This is a genomic window from Alcaligenes endophyticus (assembly GCF_026344035.1).
Lineage (GTDB): Bacteria > Pseudomonadota > Gammaproteobacteria > Burkholderiales > Burkholderiaceae_B > Alcaligenes > Alcaligenes endophyticus.
Map to the genome: position 1 here is coordinate 85,089 of NZ_JAPKND010000010.1, position 22,072 is coordinate 107,160.

Genomic DNA, 22,072 nt, shown 5'->3' on the forward strand with positions numbered 1-22,072 from the left:
GATCTCTTTTATCTTCACTTTTTTGGCATGAAACAAGCAAAATCGTTCATCAAAAATAAACTTTTTGCTCACTATGCCACAAACTTATTTGCAACAACATGACTAACTCATCCGCTCCCTCTACTGAGGACCAACTGTCGAAAAGCTTTGACCCCCAAGAAATAGAACAGCGTTGGTACGCTCGCTGGGAGCAAAGTGGTTATTTCAAAGCTGGCCAGCATGTACCAACTGATGCTAACCACACTAGCGAAGCTTTTGTTATTCAGTCTCCGCCGCCGAACGTTACCGGCACGCTGCATATGGGACACGCGTTCAACCAAACCATTATGGACGGTCTGACGCGCTACCATCGCATGAAAGGCGATGATACGGTGTATATCCCGGGCACAGACCATGCTGGCATTGCCACCCAAATTGTGGTGGAACGACAACTGGACGCTCAAAAAATCAGCCGCCACGACTTGGGACGGGAGAAATTTCTCGAAAAAGTATGGGAATGGAAAGAGCACTCCGGCAACGCCATTACCCAGCAATTCCGTCGTCTTGGCGCCTCCTGCGACTGGGAGCGCGAATACTTTACCATGGACAGCAACCTGTCCCGCGGTGTGGTAGAGACTTTTGTACGCCTTTATGAGCAAGGTTTAATTTACCGTGGCAAACGCTTGGTGAACTGGGATCCAGTGCTTGGCACAGCCGTCTCCGACCTAGAAGTAGTCAGCGAAGAAGAAGATGGCCATATGTGGGAGCTTCGCTACCCGCTCACCACCCCACAAAATGGTATTAGCCATTTGGTGGTAGCCACCACCCGCCCAGAAACCATGCTGGGGGATACGGCTGTTATGGTGCACCCCGAAGATGAGCGCTATGCAGCACTCATTGGCCAAACCGTTACCCTACCTTTAGTAGGTCGTGAAATCCCTATCATTGCGGACGACTACGTCGATCGGGAGTTCGGCACCGGCGTGGTAAAGGTCACCCCCGCCCACGACTTCAATGACTATGCCGTTGGTCAACGCCATCAATTAGAAATGATTAGCATCCTTACCCTGGATGCTCACATCGCAGACAATGCCCCCGAGGCCTACCGTGGTCTCGAGCGCTTCGAAGCACGCAAGCGTATTGTGGCTGATTTTGATGCCCTGGGCTTGCTACAAGCGGTAAAGCCACACAAGCTTATGGTGCCTCGAGGCGACCGTACGGGCGTAATTATCGAACCCATGTTAACCGACCAGTGGTTTGTCGCCATGAGCCAAGCAGCGCCAGCCGACAGCCTGCATCCTGGAAAAAGCATCACCGAGGTGGCGCTAGAAGTGGTTGCTGACGGCCGCGTACAATTCTATCCAGACAACTGGCGAAACACCTACAACCAGTGGCTGCACAACATCCAAGATTGGTGTATCTCACGTCAACTGTGGTGGGGCCACCAAATACCCGCTTGGTACGCCGACAACGGCGCTATTTTTGTCGCTCGCAACGAAGCCGAAGCATTAGAAAAAGCCAAAGCAGCAGGTGTTACCGGACCTTTGCGTCGTGATGACGACGTCTTGGATACGTGGTTTTCCTCTGCACTGGTACCTTTTACTGATTTAGGCTGGCCAGAACAAACCCCTGACCTCGCGCGTTACTTGCCTTCCAGCGTACTGGTCACAGGCTTCGATATTATTTTCTTCTGGGTGGCTCGCATGGTCATGATGAGCATGCACCTGACCGGCCACGTTCCCTTCCGTACTGTGTATGTACACGGCTTAGTGTGCGACATGGAAGGCAAAAAGATGAGTAAATCCCGCGGTAATACCATCGACCCTGTGGACCTGATTGATGGCATCAGCCTAGAGGGCCTGCTTGAAAAACGCACCTACGGCTTAATGAATCCCAAACAAGCCGAAGCCATTGCTAAGCGTACTCGCAAAGATTACCCCAACGGCATTCCCGCCTACGGTACCGACGCCTTACGTTTCACTATGGCGGCCTACGCCACCCTAGGACGCAACATTAACTTCGACATGAAGCGCTGCGAAGGTTACAGAAATTTCGGTAATAAGCTCTGGAATGCTACCCGCTTTGTGCTCATGAACACCGAAGGTCACGACCTACAACTCAATCAAGAGCAAGTAGAACTAGAATTTTCCTTTGCTGACAAATGGATTGTGAGCCTACTGCAGCGTTTAGAGCAGGACGCAGAGCGCGGCTTTGCCGACTACCGCTTCGACAATATTGCCAATGCCATTTATCACTTTGTATGGGATGAATATTGCGACTGGTACGTAGAACTGGCAAAAATCCAAATTCAAAACGGTACCCCTGCCCAACAATTAGCCACTCGGCGCACCTTAATCCGTGTGCTTGAGGTGGTACTGCGCCTAGCGCATCCAATTATCCCTTTCATTACTGAAGAACTATGGCAGAAGGTGGCCTTAGTCGCCGGAAAACGTGCTCATAATGAAATCACCAGCATTTCAGTACAGCCCTATCCCGTCGCCAACCCTAAGGCAATTGATGCTGACGCCGAGGCTCTAGTAGCAGAGTTAAAAGCCCAAGTAGATGCCATCCGCGCGCTGCGAGGTGAAATGAATTTATCGCCTGCCGAACGCGTACCTCTCATCGCACAAGGCAAACCCGACACCCTGCGACGCAATAGTGCCTATTTGGCTGCTTTGGGTAAATTACAGCAAGTGGATATTGTTGACCAACTGCCCGATGCAGGCGCCCCAGTACAAATTGTAGGGGACTGCCAGCTCATGCTGCACGTAGAAATCGATGTCGAGGCTGAGCGCGCACGCCTAGGCAAAGAAATCGAACGCTTACAGGGCGAAATCAACAAAGCACAAGGAAAACTAGGCAACGCCAGTTTTGTAGAACGCGCCCCAGCAGCCGTTGTAGAGCAAGAGCGTGAACGTGTAGCTCAGTTCACCGAAACGCTCAACAAGGTGCACGAGCAATTAGCTAAAATTGCATAATTAGCAATAAAAAAAGCGGCCTACGTGAACTGCTCGCATAAGCTCCGCTGCGCAGCGGCGGAACTGTTTACGTAAGCCCCAGCCTCCCGCTAACGGTAACGAGGATCGCAATATCTAGAATACAGATGAGTTAATCCTATCGACCTATTTAGGCATAAAAACACCCCAAAGGTTGGTTTCAAGATCAACTTTTGGGGTGCAATTTATACGGCCTGCTTTTTTCCATATTTGGATTTAAAAGAAGCCCAAAGCCTGATCGCTGTAGCTCACCAGTAGACACTTGGTTTGCTGATAATTAGCTAATGCCATTTTATGCGTTTCACGCCCAATACCAGATTGCTTATAGCCGCCGAAAGCCGCATGAGCGGGATAAACGTGATAGCAGTTCGTCCAGACTCTTCCTGCCTGTATACCACGTCCCATGCGATAGGCTCGTGACCCATCGCGGCTCCAAACCCCTGCACCTAAACCATAAATTGTGTCGTTCGCAATCGCTAAAGCCTCCTCTTCATCCTTAAAAGTGGTCACTGCCGCGACTGGGCCAAAAATTTCTTCTTGGAAGACGCGCATGCTGTTTTTCCCCAAGAGCATCGTGGGGCTGACATAAAAACCGTTATCTAAACCCTCCCCCATACGGTGGCGCTCGCCCCCTGTTAAACACGTAGCGCCTTCGTCCCGCCCTAAATCTATATACCCCATAATTCGTTCTAACTGAGCTTGCGATACCTGAGCTCCCACCATGGTCGTTTTATCTAAAGGATGGCCCTTTTTAATCTGCTCCACCCGCGCCACTACTTTCTCTATAAACTGCTCATAAATAGACTCCTGCACCAACAAACGCGAAGGGGCAGTGCAGACCTCACCCTGATTCAGAGCAAACATGGCAGCTCCTTCAAGGGCTTTATTTAAGAATGCATCATCAGCGGCCATCACATCGGCAAAGAAAATGTTCGGGCTTTTCCCTCCTAACTCAACTGTCGCAGGTATTAAGGTGTCGGCAGCATGGCGCAAGATTTGCTTACCAACCGGTGTAGAGCCAGTAAAGGCGATTTTGGCAATACGAGTGCTAGTGGCCAGAGCTTCGCCCGCTTCTTTGCCATAACCATTCACGATATTTACCACGCCAGGCGGTAATAAATCACCGATGGTTTCCATCAAAACCATAATCGAGGCAGGGGTTTGCTCAGCCGGCTTCATCACCACAGGACAACCTGCCGCTAACGCTGGAGCTAATTTCCACGCAGCCATCAGCAAAGGGAAGTTCCACGGGATAATCTGCCCAACGACTCCAACGGGCTCATTAAAATGGTAGGCCACCGTAGTGCCATCTAGGTCGGAGATGGCGCCCTCTTGCGCACGTATGCATGAAGCAAAATAACGGAAATGATCTACCGCTAAGGGCAAATCTGCTGCCATAGTTTCTCGCAATGGTTTCCCATTATCAATAGTCTCTGCTACCGCTAAACGTTCTAGGTTCTGTTCTATACGATCAGCAATTTTCAACAATACGCTAGCGCGCTGTGCAGCGGACGTCGCTCCCCAGGCATGTCTTACCGCATGCGCAGCATCTAAAGCCAAGTTAACATCCTCACTGTCGGAACGTGCTACTTGGCAAAATACCTGCCCAGTAATAGGCGATACATTGTCAAAATAATTACCTGCAACAGGCGCTACCCATTTCCCCCCTATGTAATTGTCATAACGTTTTTTAAAGGGAAACTCTATATCAATGCCAAAGCGTTTCAAGTCTGCCAGATTCATCTAATGCTCCTTTCATTTGGTGTAACAACAAGGAATACGACTACCACCTGGCCACTGACCCTATCATCAGTGGTGTCAACATTTGCTACCCGCATCACGGTCTATACCTTATAGTCACTTACTCGGACCTTCAGATCAACTGAATCACCAGTAGCGGCAGCTACACTAGCCTAGCTTTTTCACACTGAAATGCCCATAGCAAAAACCCTGCTATCAAGCAGGGTCTAGATACAATTAGGTGGAAAAGATAAAGTTAGAGACTGGCTAAGAAACGCTCATCGGCCTTGCTTAACTGACCTGCAGCGCGCGCGCGCTCAATTAACTCGGGGCGCCGCTTTAAGGTCAAACGCAACGATTGCTCACGGCGCCACTGCGCAATCCGCAAATGATGACCAGACATCAAGACATCTGGCACCGCTACACCTAAATAGCTCTCGGGGCGCGTGTAATGCGGGCTATCAAGCAAGCCACTATTACCACTATGAAAAGAATCCTGAATTGCTGACTCCGCTGTATTCAGCACTCCCGGCAACAAGCGCACTACCGCATCCATAATGGCCAAGGCTGGTATTTCACCACCCGACAGCACAAAATCTCCCATAGAGATTTCGTCATCTACACGCTTGTCTATGAAACGCTGATCTATCCCTTCGTAGCGTCCGCATACAAAAATAGCACCCAAACCTTTATTGGCCATGTCTTGTGCTAAAGATTGATCAAAACGTCGCCCCACCGGACTAAGTAAAATAACCGGTGCCTCGTCTTGGCGCTCTGCCTGAACCTGATTTAAGGCTTGCTCTAAGGGTTCTGCCAGCATCACCATCCCTGGCCCACCGCCATAAGGCCTGTCATCGACAGTGCGATGCACGTCATGCGTGAAGTCGCGTGGATTACAGGTATGCATGGACCAAATGCCCTGTTTGTGCGCACGTCCAGCTACTCCGAACTGACTGAGCATAGAAAACATATCAGGGAATAAGGTCAGGGCATCGAAACGCATAAGCAAGCAAAGCCCCTAAGGCAACAAGAAACGCAGGCGTACGCCTAACTTAAGCAGACCAATGACTGAACAACTTACGTGCAGGCAGGTCTACTGTGTGGACTACGGCCTCAACAAAAGGCACTAATTCTTCGAAAGGTCGTTCTTTATCATCTAGCAAGGCAGTAAACTTACCCGAGGAGTCCAGAGTGCCTCGATGCACGACCAACACGGCATGCGCACCATTATCAAAAACCTCGGCGACTCGCCCCATATACTGCTGCTGATCTTCGGCCTGAGCGTAAAAATCACAGTCGATAAGATCAACCCAATAGTACTCATCTTCTTTAATTTGAGCAAAATCATCACGAGCTAGCCAGACAGTATATGCTTTCAATGCATGCGCCTGATCTCGGTCAGCAATTCCTTCGAGTTGCGCTACGACTGTAGCGCCATGCTGACGTGCCGCCACGACGGGATACGCCCGTAACGACGAAAAAGCGCCCGCCTTTTTTAAAGGTAAGGGCGCTTTTAACCACCAGACTTTGGCTTGTTTCAGGCTATCGGATTGACTGGAATGAGGAATAACCTTCACCCAGCCTTTAACACCATAAGCAGAGGCTATGCGCCCCAGTTCGACGAGTTCGTCAGGAGCTTGTTGCATAGACTCTACCCAACCTGAAAGAAACGACACTTAGGCAGCAGAAGCTACTTTAGCGCTGTACTCTTTGATCAAGCGAGCCACAGCTGGGCTAACCTGAGCACCATTATCGGTGAAGTGTTTTACACGGTCCATGTGCAGGCGTAGGTTTTCATGACCTTCGCCACCAACAGGATTGTAAAAGCCCAATCTTTCAATGAAACGACCATCGCGGCGATCGCGTGCCTCGGCAGCTACAACATTGTAAAAAGGACGCTTTTTAGAGCCACCACGGGCCAAGCGAATTACCACCATTGATAATCCCTTTATTGTAAGGTAAACGGTAAACAAAAAATTCTAGCACCTTTAAGGGCAGAGCAGCAAACTAGAACAGCTCAATTCCCTATAAAGTACATAAAACGCAACAATTAACAGTCTATTTTAACGCCACTCTTAGCGACGACGCAAAAAATGCTGTGTTTTTTCATTTTCAGTTCGCTGCAACAGGAGTTCATTACCCGTCTGTTGACAGAAAGCCTGAAAATCCAGTACAGCGTGCTTATCGGTGGTATGGATTAACAGCACCTGCCCCGACTGCAATTGAGCCAAGGATTTTTTAGCACGCAAAATAGGCAAGGGGCACTTCAAACCCGACGCATCCAGCTCTAGATCTACCTGAGTTGAATCAAATGCGGTCTCAGTCATAATGCCTATTATCCTAATTTCTCTACTACCCACGCTTGCACGCTAGCATTTGCTTGCGGCAAGGCATGAACATCAGTACCACCGCCCATAGCCATATCGGGGCGCCCACCGCCCTTACCCCCAAGCTGATGTGCCACAAAGCTTAATAGCTCACCGGCTTTTACCTTATCGGTAAGGTCTTTGGTAACGCCACATACCAAGCTCACTTTGTCATCAACCACCACAGACAGCACCACCACAGCAGAACCTAATTTATCTTTCAATTGGTCGGCCATAGTGCGTAGAGCTTTAGGATCTGTCCCCGTTAAAGTGGCCACGAGTAAGTGACTATTGCCGTTGAGGGCGATGGCTTGGGAAACCAGATCCTGGCCCGCTGCATTCGCTAATTTGCTTTGCAACTGCTCACGCTCACGCTCAAGCTCTTTAAGCTGAGCTTGCAAAGCGGTAATACGCCCTACCACTCCTTCAGGAGCAGTACGCAAACTGTGTGCTACTTGCTGCAACAACTGCTGGTTGTGTTGCACCCAATGCAAGCTATTCTCTCCCGTGATGGCCTCTACGCGTCGAATGCCCGCTGCCACACCACTTTCTGCGACAATCTTAAATAACCCTATATCGCCCGTAGCGGCCACATGAGTACCACCACACAACTCACGCGAAAAGCCTATATCTAAAACTCGGACTTCATCGCCGTACTTTTCGCCAAATAAAGCCATAGCCCCACCGGCCACCGCGTCATCAAAAGACATCAACTGGGCCTGTACTGGTTGATTCGCTAATACCTGCGCATTCACAATTTCTTCGACTTGGGCAATTTGCTCTGCCGTCATTGGTGCATCATGCGTGAAGTCAAAGCGCGTTTTATCTGCATCTACCAAGGAACCACGCTGCTGCACATGCTCGCCCAATACCTGATGCAAGGCTTTGTGCATTAAATGCGTGGCCGAATGATTACGAATAATCCGAGCACGACGGGCTTCGTCCACTTGAGTTTGGACCTCATCCCCTACTCGCAACACTCCCTGCATTACTTTGCCCTGATGACCAAACACCTGAGCAGCAATTTTCTGAGTGTCGCTTACGTAAAATTGAGCCACCGGCGTAAAGAGCTGACCAGCATCACCCACCTGGCCACCCGACTCGGCATAGAAAGGAGTGGTGTCCAAAACGACCACAGCCTCTTGGCCGACGGGCACAGAGTCAACCGCCGTTCCATCCACATACAAGCCAGTTACTTTACTGCTACCCGATAAGCGCTCATACCCATCAAAACGCGTCGCAGCACCACTGTACGTTAAGCCTTCAACAGCTTTAAATTTACCTGCGGCACGTGCGGTCGCACGCTGCTGCTCCATCGCTTTTTCGAAGCCATCCAGATCGACTTCCACACTACGTTCACGGCAGATATCTGCCGTCAAGTCTACTGGAAAACCGTAGGTGTCGTACAAAGTAAATAAAGTTTTGCCATCCAGCGTGCCATTTTTGGGCAGCTCTTCCAGAGCTTGCTCTAAGATACGCATACCGTTTTCTAGCGTTTCACTGAATCGCTCCTCTTCCTGGAGTAGCACCTGCTCAATACGGCTTTGCTGCGTAATCAGCTCGGGATAGGCCTGCCCCATTTGCGCGGCTAAATCTTTCACTAACTGGTGAAAGAAAACACCGGTTTGACCCAGCTTATGGCCATGACGCAAGGCTCGGCGAATAATACGGCGCAACACGTAACCACGCCCTTCATTACTAGGAATCACGCCATCAATAACCAAGAAACTGCATGCTCGTATATGATCAGCAATAACTTTTAACGAGTTATTAGACAGATCTTGAGTGTTTGTCACCCGTGCGGCGGCAGCAATCAGAGCCTCAAATAAATCAATCTCGTAATTGGAATGAACGTGTTGTAATACTGCTGCAATACGCTCTAAACCCATACCTGTGTCCACACAGGGTTTAGGTAAAGGAGTCATCGTCCCGTCAGCCGAACGCTCGAACTGCATAAAGACCAGATTCCACACTTCAATATAGCGATCACCGTCTTCTTCTGGAGAGCCGGGAGGCCCGCCCCAAACATCGGGGCCATGATCATAAAAAATCTCAGAGCAGGGGCCACACGGGCCCGTATCTGCCATTTGCCAGAAATTATCCGAGCTATAGCGACCACCTTTGTTATCGCCGATACGAATAATGCGTTCTTGAGGTACGCCCATTTCGTTAGCCCAGATGTTATAGGCTTCATCATCTTCAGCGTAGACCGTCACCCACAGCTTATCAGCAGGAAGCTTATAAACCTGTGTTAACAGCTCCCATGCATAAGCAATAGCGTCGCGCTTAAAGTAGTCACCAAAGCTAAAGTTGCCCAGCATTTCAAAAAACGTATGGTGCCTAGCCGTGTAGCCTACATTTTCCAGATCGTTATGTTTGCCGCCGGCACGAACACAACGCTGCGAGCTGGTAGCTCGCAGGTATGGGCGCTGCTCTTTACCAGTGAAAACATCTTTAAACTGCACCATACCTGCGTTGGTGAACAGCAAAGTGGGGTCATTTCCTGGAACTAGTGACGAGGAAGCGACGATTTGATGTCCTTTGGACTCAAAGAAGGACAGGAACTTCTGGCGTATTTCAGATGTTTTCATTCGATAAAGCGCACAATTTTAAGGGTAAGACTTATTATAAAGGCCGTTTGCCCTTAAAGTGGGCATCCTGCAAGAGAGCAAAGCAAAACGGCCATAGTACTGTTTCTAACCTGCAGAAACAACAATTCCGGCGCTAACCGGAATTGCATCAAGGCTGAAGTCGGCTATTTAGTCGCCTGGTAAGGGTGATGCTTAACCCAATGATGAGCGATATCAGCTCGACGACATATCCACACACGCTCATGTTGCTGAATATAGTCCAAAAAACGAACCAAAGAAGCAAAGCGACCTGGACGACCAATTAAACGGCAATGTAGGCCTACAGACAGCATCTTGGGCGCCTCGTCACCCTCTGCATACAGCACATCAAAAGCGTCTTTCAAATAGCTAAAAAAATGATCGCCTGTATTAAAGCCTTGAGGTGAAGCAAAGCGCATATCGTTAGTGTCTAGCGTATAAGGCACCATCAACTGAGGCTTAACGCTGCCATCGCTTAGGGTAACTTCGCTCCAGAACGGCAGGTCATCACCGTAGTAATCGGAGTCATAAAGAAAGTTACCGTTTTCTGCTACCAAGCGTAGGGTGTTCGGACTATCACGACCGGTATACCACCCTTCAGGATGGTGACCCGTAAGCTTTTGGATCACCTCCACACACTTGCGCATATGTTCAAGCTCCAGCTCTTCAGAAACGCTTTGGTAATGAATCCAGCGATAGCCGTGACACGCGATTTCGTGCCCCAGCTCCACAAATGCCTGAGCCAATTCAGGGTGGCGTTCTAAGGCCATACCCACACCAAAAATCGTCATTGGTAACCCACGACGCTCAAATTCACGCAAAATACGCCATACTCCAGCGCGAGAACCATACTCGTAGATAGACTCCATCGACATATGCCGATCGGGATAAGCAGCAGCTCCGACGATTTCAGACAAAAACTGCTCCGAACCTGGATCTCCATGCAGGACACAGTTCTCGCCTCCTTCTTCATAGTTCAACACAAACTGGACAGCGATACGTGCCTGACCTGGCCAATTCGCGTGGGGTATATCTTTACCGTAACCAACGAGGTCACGCGGGTAAGCTGTGGACATATAAAATCTCCTATTAGCGTTTGACGCTGAATGCAAGCCAGGGGTTAGAGGGGCGCTCATTCCTGCTTTCGTTCATGCGATGTTCACAATCTGATAAGTGGTGCAGCATGGCTCGGATCGCCTCGCCTAGATTACCCTGACTCAACTGTTGCAAAATTTCTTGATGCTCATAAAAAGAGCATGCTTTTTCACCCGGGCTATCATGAAATGCAATAATCAACGTCGTGCGCGCACACAAGGTATGCATCAGTGCGGTTAACTCGTCGTTCCCTATGCAACGCGCCAACTCGACATGAAAAGCATTCGATAAGCGAATCCAGCTAATACGGTCACCTAGCTCATAAGCCTCCCGCTCGGTGGCTACCATCGCATACAGGGCCTCCAAACGAGCTTCCAAATCTGGCATGGCAGACAGTCGCGTTAAAATCAACGACTCAATGTCGCGTCGCAACTCAAATACATCGCGCGTTTCTTTTTCCGAAGGCTGCCATACAAAAGCGCCTCGATTGGCTTCAAGCAGCACTATTTTGTCATGCGCCAAGGCTGACAGCGCTGCTCGCACCGTAGCACGTGAGCAGCTAAATACGGAGCATAAGGTGGACTCAGTCAACTTAGCACCCGGCAACAAGCGGCGGTCCATGACAGCATCAAAAATTTGACTGTATACACGCCCTACTTCAGTGTCCCTGTTGTCTCCTGCCAGTAAGGATGAGGCGCTAGGCGCCTCTACTGTGGCCGACTCATTACTCTGTGGCCTGATCTGAAGCATATAAAATTCTCATTATTAGCACTTGACAATTATTCGACATGACTCGAAAATCGTCAACATAAATTGTCAACAATCCGGGCTCTCAGCCTCGGACGACAATTCGGGGCCTTAACCCAGCGCACTGATCCTTGCACCGCTGGCCCCCGGCCGGTTCTCAAAACTGGGCTCGCTGGACCTTTTTTGATCACCATAAACCGGAGACAGTTATGGGAAAGCTCTCAACACACGTGCTTGACACCACCTTGGGCCGCCCTGCGCAAGGCGTACATATCGACTTATATTCCATCAACGGCAAAGAACGAACCTTGATAAAACAGGCCATTACCAATAGCGATGGCCGCTGTGACGAGCCCTTATTACAAGATGAAAGCATGGCCGCCGGCGTCTTTGAACTGGTCTTCCATGCTGGCGATTACTTTGCTGCCAATGGTGTGTCGTTGCCCGAACCTCGTTTCGTCGATCAGGTCGGCATACGTTTTGGTATCGCCGACGTAAAAGCCAATTACCACGTACCTTTGGTAGTCACCCCCTGGTCTTGGTCCACGTACCGCGGTAGCTAATTAGAAAAACGAGATCAATACGTTTACAACAATTATTAGCTATAAAACGAGACTATTATGTACGCATATTTCTTAGAATACGCCAACCTACTTTTACGTTGGTTACACGTCATCGCTGCCGTGGCCTGGATCGGCGAATCCATTTACTTTGTCATGTTAGACAATAGCTTACGCCCGCCAAAAAACGAGGACGCTAAAAAGCGCGGAGTATTTGGTGAAATGTGGGCTGTTCACGGCGGCGGTTTCTACCATAATCAAAAATACCTCACTAACCCAGCAGAACTTCCCGATGACCTGCACTGGTCTTTCTGGAAAGCCTATACGACCTGGCTGTCAGGTTTTGCTCTGTTCGCCTTATTGTATTTAGCAAAGCCCGAGTTTTTATTAGTTAACCCCAATAGTCCTTGGGAGTGGGCCGCTAACCTCACAGGTACCCAAGTCAACGTACTGGCCGTCGGTTTCTTGGTAGTAGGTTGGTTCGTCTACGATGCGTTGTGCCGATTAATCAGCCCAAATATGGAAAAAGACGGGCTTTTGAGTATTGCGGTAGCCATCATGATGGTAGGGGTCGCCTACCTAACTAGTCATGTTTTCTCAGGTCGTGCCGCCTTTCTAATTACCGGTGCCGTTATGGCAACCAGCATGTCAGCGAACGTGTTTTTCTGGATTATTCCTGGCCAGCGCCGGATGGTAAAAGCGCTTAAGGCTGGTCAAACGCCTAATCCTCTTGACGGTAAACGTGGCAAGCAACGCTCAGTACACAACACCTACTTTACTTTGCCCGTGTTACTGCTCATGCTGAGCAACCACTACTCTTTCACATACAATCACCCCAATGCCTGGATCATCATGGTCCTGTTCATTTTCGCGGGTGCATTGATTCGTCAGTACTTTGTATTGCGGCACGCTGGTATTAATAACCTGGCTTACCCCGCTGCAGGAGTAGGATTGTTACTTCTAGTGGGCTGGGTAGCGGCTCCCACAAGCGCACCTCCCGCGGTGGCGGCTAATACTACCGCCGTAACTGAAAGCGCGCCAGTCGACCTCATGCGGATCCAAGCCATTATGGAAGCTCGATGTATACAGTGCCATGCCGTAAAACCTGATACAAAGTTTGGCTTTCCAGCAGCTCCTGCTGGCATGTTGCTTGATAGTGAGCGAGACGTACTGATTCATGCTGACGACATCAAGAAGGTAGTGGCGAATAACTACATGCCTTTGGCTAACCTGACACAAATGACCGACCAAGAGCGAGAAGATATTCGTGTTTGGAATGGGAAAGCAGAATAGAACGTCAGAGCCTAACAAACTCGGCCCCGCAAAAACCACATAATCATCCCTAAACCCTCGCGTAACACCGAGGGTTTAGTACTGTTTTATCGGATGCATAAGTAGCTGCGACGCACCCCTTCTTGCACAGTATCTTCCGCCATCAACAAAGCAAAGTAATCTGGAGGGCAGTCGCAGTTTCCGGTCACGGGATTTTTTTGTGTTAAACCATAAGGCCCCGTATGACACTCATAGGAGGTGTGCTGACTATAAGCACCTCCGTTTACTCCGCCCATAACTTGCCAATAACCTTGATGACATACTAACAAACCTGGCCCTGCTGCATCACGCATTACCGCCTGGTCCATTTTACAAGCTGACTTATGATGCGCTTGTCCATCAATGCGTAAGGCGCGCGTAGCGTGTAAATCTTGCATACTAGAGATATCTTCACGCACCGTTAGCCCACCCCTAAAACTGGGATCGCGTACGTCTCCCACGCTCAGAAACTCTTCAGTACGCATATTATTTTTATATACACTCAAGCCTACACTGCCTACGGGAAAGGAAGGGATACCTCCCCCTAAAGGATTATTCCATTGACCTCCAGGCCCATTAAAAGACTTGCCCTCTCCTGCGACGGTTAACCCATAACCTTGGCTTTGCAGTTTCCATAAAGTTTGGTAGTGGGGCTGCGCAACCCATGCAAAAGCAGTCATAGGTTGCATCACTAGCAAGGCATCTAAGCGGCAGGGTTGGGTCTCGCAATGAGCAGACTCTTGCACATATAGCTGCATACCACCTAATACTGAATGCAAAGGGAACGAAGCACTCAGTAAACCCTGAGTTTGCAACTCATCTAAACGAGGCCTGCGCCAATCCTCATAAGGCCATGCGACATGCCAATCAATCTGTCCTGCACGTGCTTGGCTTAAGGCGTGCAAATAATCTTGTGCTGCCTCACGAAGCTGCAATCCCCAATTGATGCTTGAGCTTAGTAACTGTTCACGCATTTGGCGTTGCAAATGCTCTACCGCCCCCACAGCCATTACGGTCGCTAGCATCACCACAACCATATACTCAAGAAGCAAAGAGCCAGACTGCTTATGCATAGGTCACTCCACTGTAAAAACAAAGGTGTTGACCGCCCCCTTAGCACACGCTTGTTTTGCTCGCAGGCCGTTGTAATCTGTTCCTGGTTGCTTAACCTGGACGGATTGCCCGCCCACAGCAGCGATACTGATATGACTTGTTAAGCGTTGCAGCACTGAAGCCAGTCCAGGGCAGGCTGCATGATGAACCTTGTCAAAACTTAAGGTATACGCCTGCCCGCCTTGAGCAGGAGCAATTAAGACTTGCCCTTGACTACCCAAGCCATGTAGAACGCGATTATTTCCTCCTACACTTAATACGCTGCCTGGCTGCATAAATGTCAGTAAACTTTGCAAGTCTAGTGCTGCATAAGGAGCTGCCTCACCCAGTGGTGCGTTAAGCTGATTATGCACAATATAACGCGCAAATTCCTCACCCACTTTTGGTACCTTATTTTCTATTAAGTAACTGCTAATAGCCGGCACAGCAATAATGGCTATCAACATCATAATCGCGGTCACCACGGACACCTCTAAGAGCGAAAAGCCTTGCTCCCTTCCCCCATTCACCCTCTTATTTGATCGACTGCTTGGTTCAACATTTGCGTTGCTCATTGCTTCACTCCAAAAAATAGACTTACGTTCCCGCATAAAAAAGGCTAAGACTTTGACGCAACTCGTCCATCACGACGTAATGCCATAAGCCCATCAACAGAGTTAACATTGCGCACACCCCTAAAATGAGCCAGCGCCAACGAGTTGCCAAACGTTGCCCCTGCCAAGACAACTGGTGACTTAATCGTTGTGCTGTACGTCGTGCAGCCTGATCTAACGCCTGTGCTTGGGCCATATCGCTAAAAAACCAGTAAGTATCCGGATCCAACAACCCGGAATTGAAGCTATGCGCCCCAATATGACCTTCGTTAATTCGTGCCAGAATTTGCCTAAGATGCCACCGCATCCAGGGGCCAGCCCCCTGCTGCATAAGTTCTAAAGCTGTGCGCAAAGACAACTGCTTAGCGCTAGCCGGGCGCAACAACACAGCTAATAAGCTAAGTAGGCGCAAAGCAGCCACTTTGCTCATTAACTGAAAAATAGACCAACGATCGAGAAAGCGACGGGCAACATGGGCTTGAGTATGGAGAGCTTGATAAAGCAACAGTAATAGAACAATGAGCCCTATCCCTAGCCCAAAGCCATAGCCCTGCAAAAATGCTGCGAAAGCAAAGAGTTGTTGCGTATAGTGGCCGTAAAACTCGGTAGGCAAATCCTGAAATATGTCTTGCAGTGCAGGCACGGTATAAAGAGGAACCGCAATCAATACTCCCACAGGCACCCAAACACCAACAAGCGCAGGCCAGACGATACTCAATAACAGACCTTGATGCTGTTTCATCCCAAGCAGATAGTCGGCCAGCAACTGCAAACCTTGCTCTAGCATTCCTGCTTGTTGTGCGCTACGTAGCAATACCAGCTCGTCATTGGATAAATACTCTTGCCAGACTGCGTATAAGTCTCCGCCTGACTGCTGGTAGGTTTGCCACCATACTGCCGCTAACCGACCCCGCCAGTGCTTAGCTTGATATCGCTGTTGATCAGCCCAAAAGACATCACTTAATGTGCGCCGAAACTCTACACCTGCCAATACGGCATAAAGATACTCAAAATACTCGGCTCGTTGTGAGCGAAAGCAGCGTTTATCCCACGCATGTCGCAACAAAACCCACCACCGAGAAATGATGTCCCAACGCTCTAACTCTTGCCCTGCGTAAGGCCACTTCATAGCTTTCTCATCTGCCGGGCGGCGTAGATGCCTACGTATGTCTCTAGAGCACCAAAACGAAGTTCGACATCGTGCGGAGCAAGTATGCCCTGCCCCACGCAATACCATGCTTGGCGTACTATAGGCGGTAGCTCTGCGTCATAATCGAGCAAGGGGCGAGCGTTTCGAATACGCGTATCGGCATCGAGTAACAAAGCAGGCTCAATCAGTTCAGCCAGCAACTGACGCCCCGCGTATCCATAGTAGTCGCGCAAAGCTTGCTGTTGGCAGTGCTCACAGCCCTGTGTATTGCGCAGCCGCAGCCGCGGCAAGGTGAAGCGTAAACATTCTGCGGCCTGATACCAACGATCAGCGGCAATTTGTAGTGCGGAGCTAGAGGCCCCTATATCTATGGCGCAGTACTGACATAACTTAGGCAGTAAGGCTTGATAAACCAAGAGTTTAAGCAGGCCAGGCATAGCCATAAACTCACGCGAGACGCCAATAAAATCAGAGGCTAAACGCTCACTGATGGTTGCGGCTGAAGCCGCATGCAAGGTGGTGTACACATTGACTCCGGCACCCACCAAATCCATAAATGCCCGGCCAGTTTCTCGATCACGTACCTCTCCCAACAGCACATCCTGCATGGCAGAGCGTTTCAGTGCTCGTAGTTTGCTAGCAAAAGCCTCATGCGTAGGCATATCGAGACGCCGGCCTAAACTATTTTGAATAGCGAAAGGCAAACGGAACTCTACTGGATCTTCTAGGGTAATGACTTTTCGATGCGCAGGAATACACTGCATTAGGGCTGCCAAACTAGTGGATTTCCCCGAACCCACGTTACCTGCTAAGACCACCGCCCCACCGTCGGCCAAAATTAAGCGACGTAACTGTTCCAACTGCTCAGCCTGATAACCCAGTTGTTCTAATTGGGGCAATTGCCTGCCCTGTCCTAAGTCTAGTAGGCGTAAACAGACACTAGGCCCCGTATCAGCAGCCATAGATGCCCAACGCAACTGTATCTGCTGCTGAGCCAAACTCACTAAGCAACGTCCCTGTTGCTCTTTAGTAGGATCAAATACCGCTCCGTTGCCACCTTCTATCTCCATCCAAACAACAGCTAGCATATCCATTAATAGCTGAGTTGAAATAGCGCCATAGACTTCTGGAGCAACATAACGCCCCCCAACACTAAAGTGCACACTAGAGGTAGACTGCTGCAAGTGCACATTAATATGAATATCACTAGCTTGGTGCTGCCAAGCCCATTGCACAATTTGCTGAAATGCAGCTTTTAAGTCGGACGGTGAACGTGCAGCCGAGTTCGGCATCGATACGGCCTCGTTGGCTCGGCTTAATGCTAATAAGACATGAGGCGCCAAGATATAACGCTCAGGTTGGTGCAATTTGTAGGCCGCTTGCTCTAAGCGCCGCAACACTTCATCAGCCTGATCGCTGTAGATGTGCTCACGCAAACCAAACAACAAGGCTAGCCCGTTGGACAACACTACTGGGGCCAAGCGACTGGCTAAGGCCTGAGTGCCAAGTTGGTTGCTTAATAGCCCTTGATACTCGGGCAAGAGCAGACGCAACTGCTCATCGCAAGCAATGTACGGGTACTCTGTTTGTACAGCCACCGGCGCGGGCGCAGCACGATGAGCAGCCTCGGGTTCTTCGCATTTAGCATGGCGTCGTTGAAATAAGGGGTACCACAACATCCTAGTGCTCCATACATAACTGAAGAGGTTCTTGCTGATAAACAAACTGGCCGCAATGACTATCGAGACGCTGCAAACGCAACTCCGCATCAGCTTGATGACGTCCTATCGCTGCGGCATGGCCTTGCTTGAACAGTAAGCTTTGTTGCCTATATCGGACCTCGGCAAGTAAATGCGCGCCCTGCCCGTAAATCGCAACTAACTGCGGAGGCTGCTGCTGCGGCAACGACGCTTCAACCACCACACCACCTTGCTGTGCCTTGTCTTGTTTGTAGCGTTTCAAGGCGTGCTCGGTTTCAAGCCTTAGCAACTCATGTACTTGCACAGAAATATCGTTCGCCTTAACTCCTCCCCCACTGCTCAACAATAGGGTCACGCCAAGCCAACGGATAAGAAAAGCTCGCTTGGGTGGGATAAACTGTTTGATCGACAAGTTCATACAAATACCCTTCTACAGTTAAAATAAAAGCACTGTCTTGCAGGCTGGGTTGGGCGTTAGGGTGCCACTGCAAGCGAATCTGCTCCCAACGGAAAGCTCCTACCCAGGGCAGCAACATATAATGCGAACGCATTGGCCCTTGGCTAAACCAACGCCTTTGCAAAAACAAAGAATTATCGGAATCAGGACTGGGCTCCTGCCCCTGGGAAGAAGGGGGTTGCAATACTTGGGCACTAGACAAAGCCAGCCGATTAAAGGCGGTTTGGACAAACTGCAAATGGCTAAAAAGGTTACGCTCGTTGCGCCTGCGGTATTGCAGTAGCGTCCTACTTAAGGGCTGCTGATTCATTTCAAAACGCCAGAACGCTGTAGCCTCGTCGAGGTTGTCAAACTGCAGCGTAACGGTGGAGTCGAGTGCATGTTCCAGAGTTAAATTGTTGCTTGCAGGGCCAGCTCGACGGTATTTCACTGCGCACTGCCAATTGCTTTGTAGAGGCTGACAAAGCGAGTGCTGCAATTGCCAACCACCTGGCTGAAGAGGGAGATTCTCAAGCACATCTAGTGCATTACGTAGACCTGCGACACCATTAAGAGCATGCGCTTGCTCAAAGGCACGCCTTGCTGCTTGAGCCTGCTGTACCTGCTCGGCTGACAGCGTAGGAGTAGTGGGCGACTGCCCCCACCCCAACCATACCCCTACGCTAGCGACCACTGCACTCAATACGCTCCAATGCCAACGCCGCCGTCTGTACGGACGCAAACGAGCGTTAGGCCGTGACAGCCCCCTTAGCCAATCATGAAACTCTGTGGCTCCGGGTACTTGCTTGACACGCTCCGCATGCGGGTATGTTTGCTGCAAAAGTTCAAAGTGTGCCTGTGCTTCTTGAGCACTACCGTATAGTCTGTCGGTACCCGAGATTACGGCGCCCTCGTGTACCCCCACTACCCAGTGCTGTGCGTGCGAAACAGCTAAGTTAAACAACCAACTTTTATGGGGGTGAGCTATTGCTACGCAAAGTGCTGCTGAATACGCCTCTACATGTTTCGGTAAGGCCTCAGAGTACAAGCCCACTGAGTGAAAGGTATGCCCGGAAAAGCATAAGTAATCGGGACGGTTGCGTTGCAACAGCAAATTTAACGCAGGGCTACGCGGTCCTTGTACTAAGGCAAACCATTGTAAGGAAAACACCCACTTTGCCCGCTCACTAGGGATAGGTTGAACTGTTGATTGCATCGTTCAGTCCTCCTCCTCAAGCTGCACCGATACTAACAAAACAGTTCGCCAACGCTGCTCTGTGCGAGCTTGCTGCCCACCCGCCAGCAAGGGGGCCTGAGGCCCTAAACGCTGGCTTCTCCCTTCGTCAACATGACGATCAAACCCAGATATCAACCAGACTTGACCAACGCGCAAGGCAATTTGCTGTACGGTACCGCTGCCATCAATAGCGATTTGCTGCACCTGCAAAGGTGCCGAACGATCACCAAAACTAAGACTTTTTAAGGGTTGAGCAACGGTGCTGTCGTAGGCAACAGATAACAACACCAAGCCATCATCTTGCACGTCAGGCAAGAGTGTGAGCACAGAGCCTACGGTTTGTTCTTTTTGGCTGATACTCAGGCTAGGCTGAGCCCAAGGGTTACCGCTTTGAGTCGCCATAGCCTCCACTTTATCTACATAGGAAAAGGTGGTTCGCAAAGCATGGGTCACCGGCCTACGATTCAAGGTATAAACAGGGGTCGACTGTTTGCGCACGACAGTGCCGACAGCAGATAATGCGCGTAAGGCTGCCATGCTTCCCGCGGTACTTCCTTGCATCTGGCGTCCTGCAATGCTGCCACCAACACCTAGTGGATCCGTTACATGACTAGCCTGCCACGACGTCGCCGCACGTTTAAGCAACACATCCCAGTCGACGGCTAGCTCAGTGGTGTCATCCACTAACAATGTAAGCTCTTCAAAAAGAATACGAACCCTACGCGTGGCCATGCGATTTTCGCGTTTTAAATAATCAGCTACCTGATCCAGTACCTCGGGGGTGTCGTTCACAATGACCAGATTGCCTGCCCCAGCTTCAGCAATGACGGTTCCAGACACCGTCAAAAATGCTTCAATACGTTTTTTAATGATCTCTAGGGTTGGGAGGCTTGCGCTGTGCAACTGCGTGCTCGATTGGCTGGAAAAACCATCGGTTTGAGTTTGACTTAAACCTAGACTAGCTTGTGCTTGGGCCTCTTGGCTTAGCGTTCGCACTGTAAAGCTGCGTGCTTCGGTACGATAAAACTCGATACGTTGATCTTTGTAGCGCCAATACACGCCATAATATGCCGCCACATGATCTAATAAGCGAGATAAGGGAAGTTCTCGCAAGGCTAAGGTTTGTATAGGCTGTACAGGCAACGCAGGCGCCGCCCCTGGGCGGGCATAACGGGGTAAGAAATCAGTAAGGGGCAATAGCGCTTCTGGCTTTACCCAAACAGCTAAGCCGCTTAACTGAGCAATGCGTTGCGCAAGCTCAGTTAAGTTGATCTGTTCGCTTTGCAAGACTAATGTATAAGGCACCATAGAGCGTAAAGCCTGCGGCAAGTTGACATCGCGGGCCAAAGCCACCGCCTTGCCAACCACCCAAGGGCGATTAACCTGCTGCATAGCGCGTCGACGAGATTGATCTTGCACGTTTGAACGGAAAGCTTCGTGCTGCTGCACCAGTTCTTCTTGGCTAGTTTCTACGTGCTGAAGATGTTCGGTTTGCTTTTGTGGAAAACCACACGAGACCAACACCATAGAAACACACATCAGATAAGATAGCTTCATGATGCCTGCCTCATAGACATTACGGTGTGCTCACATACTTGCACCCAACTAATCACACGCAATACTTGATTTTGATAAAAACAAGGCTGCAACGGTTGCTCTGCCATTTCTGTGCTGGCTAATAGAGCTTGCACTGCTTCTTGAAAGCCTAATTCGAAACGTGCCGTCGCACTAATTGGGTAATCTATATCTACCGACCAATGCTCGGCCTCAAATATCCAGCCCGCTTGTGCAGCCCAACGCTCCAGTGCCTGACGCAAGGTACGGTCATCAGGCTGAACCACATAGGCCGAAGGGACGTCGAGCACTGGCAATGCCTGAGTAGACACTAATGCTGAAGGATTGGATGAGCGAGGAAAATCAGTTGGCGCATCAACGGCAAGGGCTTGCGTGCTAGGTTCGTCGGCGTGCGTCAACGAAACTAAAGGCGTGCCAGCGGATAGGGCTTCCAAGTGACCTCGATAGGCTTGCGCTGTAGTGTTTCCAGTTCGAAAAACCAAGCGATCCCACTCGCCACTTACTACATAAAACTGACCACGCTGTTGTAGAGTCAGTGCCTGTTCGCCTGCTGCATTATGGCCAAATACAGCGGGTAAAACTTGATGAGGTGCAAACTGTATCCATAACCACTTACCGTTATCAAAAACTTGCACAGGTCCCACTTGGCGATCACCACGCAAGCGCCAATTGAAATCGAAAGCACCTGCTACCGTCGGTAAACGAGGACTAGCAAGTGGAGTGCATGCCATAAGCAATAGCGTCAGCACACTAACGCCAAACACAAAGCGTGGAGCCATGTCTGATCCAAAAAAATAACACCGGCCCTCAAGTGAGGGACCCGGTGTTATCTTGAATCAGGCTAGCCGTTGGCGCTAGATCGGCT

19 protein-coding genes are annotated in these 22,072 nt (G+C 50.0%); 3 read left to right on the forward strand and 16 right to left on the reverse strand.

Features of this window, described 5'->3' with window-relative positions; all coding sequences use genetic code 11:
• Positions 1-98: 98 nt before the first annotated feature.
• A complete protein-coding gene (locus tag OSH01_RS15225; protein WP_266124981.1) occupies positions 99-2,957 on the forward strand; it encodes a valine--tRNA ligase in 2,859 nt (952 codons plus the stop codon).
• Positions 2,958-3,191: 234 nt separating this feature from the next.
• On the opposite strand, the gene exaC is transcribed toward OSH01_RS15225, so the two are convergent.
• From exaC to OSH01_RS15265, 8 genes are all read right to left on the reverse strand, one after another.
• Complete coding sequence (exaC, locus tag OSH01_RS15230) at positions 3,192-4,718, reverse strand: acetaldehyde dehydrogenase ExaC (protein ID WP_266124982.1); 1,527 nt, start codon at positions 4,716-4,718, stop codon at positions 3,192-3,194.
• 253 nt (positions 4,719-4,971) lie between these two features.
• The gene (trmD, locus tag OSH01_RS15235; RefSeq protein WP_266124983.1) at positions 4,972-5,718 is read right to left on the reverse strand and encodes a tRNA (guanosine(37)-N1)-methyltransferase TrmD; all 747 of its coding nucleotides are present in this window, start codon (positions 5,716-5,718) and stop codon (positions 4,972-4,974) included.
• Between the two features lie 49 nt (positions 5,719-5,767).
• Positions 5,768-6,361 (reverse strand): ribosome maturation factor RimM, encoded by a 594-nt coding sequence (rimM, locus tag OSH01_RS15240; RefSeq protein WP_266125031.1) that lies wholly within the window; start codon positions 6,359-6,361, stop codon positions 5,768-5,770.
• Between the two features lie 30 nt (positions 6,362-6,391).
• The gene (rpsP, locus tag OSH01_RS15245; RefSeq protein ID WP_266124984.1) at positions 6,392-6,652 is read right to left on the reverse strand and encodes a 30S ribosomal protein S16; all 261 of its coding nucleotides are present in this window, start codon (positions 6,650-6,652) and stop codon (positions 6,392-6,394) included.
• Between the two features lie 138 nt (positions 6,653-6,790).
• Positions 6,791-7,042 carry a sulfurtransferase TusA family protein gene (locus OSH01_RS15250; RefSeq protein WP_266124985.1) on the reverse strand — a complete coding sequence of 84 codons (252 nt, stop codon included), beginning with the start codon at positions 7,040-7,042 and terminating at the stop codon, positions 6,791-6,793.
• Positions 7,043-7,050: 8 nt separating this feature from the next.
• On the reverse strand, positions 7,051-9,672 hold the full coding sequence (gene alaS, locus OSH01_RS15255) for an alanine--tRNA ligase (RefSeq protein WP_266124986.1): 2,622 nt from the start codon (positions 9,670-9,672) through the stop codon (positions 7,051-7,053).
• Between the two features lie 164 nt (positions 9,673-9,836).
• Positions 9,837-10,766 carry an allantoinase PuuE gene (puuE, locus tag OSH01_RS15260; RefSeq protein ID WP_266124987.1) on the reverse strand — a complete coding sequence of 310 codons (930 nt, stop codon included), beginning with the start codon at positions 10,764-10,766 and terminating at the stop codon, positions 9,837-9,839.
• Positions 10,767-10,779: 13 nt separating this feature from the next.
• On the reverse strand, positions 10,780-11,535 hold the full coding sequence (locus OSH01_RS15265) for a GntR family transcriptional regulator (RefSeq protein ID WP_266124988.1): 756 nt from the start codon (positions 11,533-11,535) through the stop codon (positions 10,780-10,782).
• Between the two features lie 206 nt (positions 11,536-11,741).
• Between OSH01_RS15265 and uraH the strand changes: the two genes are divergently transcribed.
• Both uraH and OSH01_RS15275 read left to right on the forward strand, forming a co-directional pair.
• Entirely contained in the window at positions 11,742-12,095 is a 354-nt protein-coding gene (uraH, locus tag OSH01_RS15270; RefSeq protein ID WP_266124989.1) for a hydroxyisourate hydrolase, read from the forward strand.
• Between the two features lie 57 nt (positions 12,096-12,152).
• Positions 12,153-13,385, forward strand: coding sequence for a urate hydroxylase PuuD (locus OSH01_RS15275; protein ID WP_266124990.1), 1,233 nt, complete (start codon positions 12,153-12,155; stop codon positions 13,383-13,385).
• An 86-nt stretch (positions 13,386-13,471) separates the two neighbouring features.
• Here the strand turns inward: OSH01_RS15275 and OSH01_RS15280 are convergent, their stop codons facing one another.
• Genes OSH01_RS15280 through OSH01_RS15315 form a run of 8 tightly spaced genes read right to left on the reverse strand, consistent with a single transcriptional unit; the run spans position 13,472 to position 21,986 of the window.
• Positions 13,472-14,476: a pilus assembly FimT family protein gene (locus OSH01_RS15280; RefSeq protein ID WP_266124991.1), complete on the reverse strand. Its 1,005-nt coding sequence runs from the start codon at positions 14,474-14,476 to the stop codon at positions 13,472-13,474.
• Between the two features lie 3 nt (positions 14,477-14,479).
• The gene (locus OSH01_RS15285; RefSeq protein ID WP_266124992.1) at positions 14,480-15,070 is read right to left on the reverse strand and encodes a prepilin-type cleavage/methylation domain-containing protein; all 591 of its coding nucleotides are present in this window, start codon (positions 15,068-15,070) and stop codon (positions 14,480-14,482) included.
• A 22-nt stretch (positions 15,071-15,092) separates the two neighbouring features.
• A complete protein-coding gene (locus OSH01_RS15290; protein WP_266124993.1) occupies positions 15,093-16,238 on the reverse strand; it encodes a type II secretion system F family protein in 1,146 nt (381 codons plus the stop codon).
• On the reverse strand, positions 16,235-17,938 hold the full coding sequence (locus OSH01_RS15295; RefSeq protein WP_266124994.1) for an ATPase, T2SS/T4P/T4SS family: 1,704 nt from the start codon (positions 17,936-17,938) through the stop codon (positions 16,235-16,237). Before OSH01_RS15295 ends, OSH01_RS15290 begins: the two co-directional genes overlap by 4 nt.
• Before the next feature lies 1 nt (position 17,939).
• Complete coding sequence (locus tag OSH01_RS15300) at positions 17,940-18,314, reverse strand: hypothetical protein (RefSeq protein WP_266124995.1); 375 nt, start codon at positions 18,312-18,314, stop codon at positions 17,940-17,942.
• Positions 18,280-19,611 (reverse strand): hypothetical protein, encoded by a 1,332-nt coding sequence (locus OSH01_RS15305; protein WP_266124996.1) that lies wholly within the window; start codon positions 19,609-19,611, stop codon positions 18,280-18,282. The genes OSH01_RS15300 and OSH01_RS15305 overlap by 35 nt, the downstream gene beginning before the upstream one ends.
• Before the next feature lie 3 nt (positions 19,612-19,614).
• Entirely contained in the window at positions 19,615-21,189 is a 1,575-nt protein-coding gene (locus tag OSH01_RS15310) for a hypothetical protein (RefSeq protein ID WP_266124997.1), read from the reverse strand.
• Complete coding sequence (locus OSH01_RS15315) at positions 21,186-21,986, reverse strand: TcpQ domain-containing protein (RefSeq protein ID WP_266124998.1); 801 nt, start codon at positions 21,984-21,986, stop codon at positions 21,186-21,188. Before OSH01_RS15315 ends, OSH01_RS15310 begins: the two co-directional genes overlap by 4 nt.
• Positions 21,987-22,072: the final 86 nt, after the last annotated feature.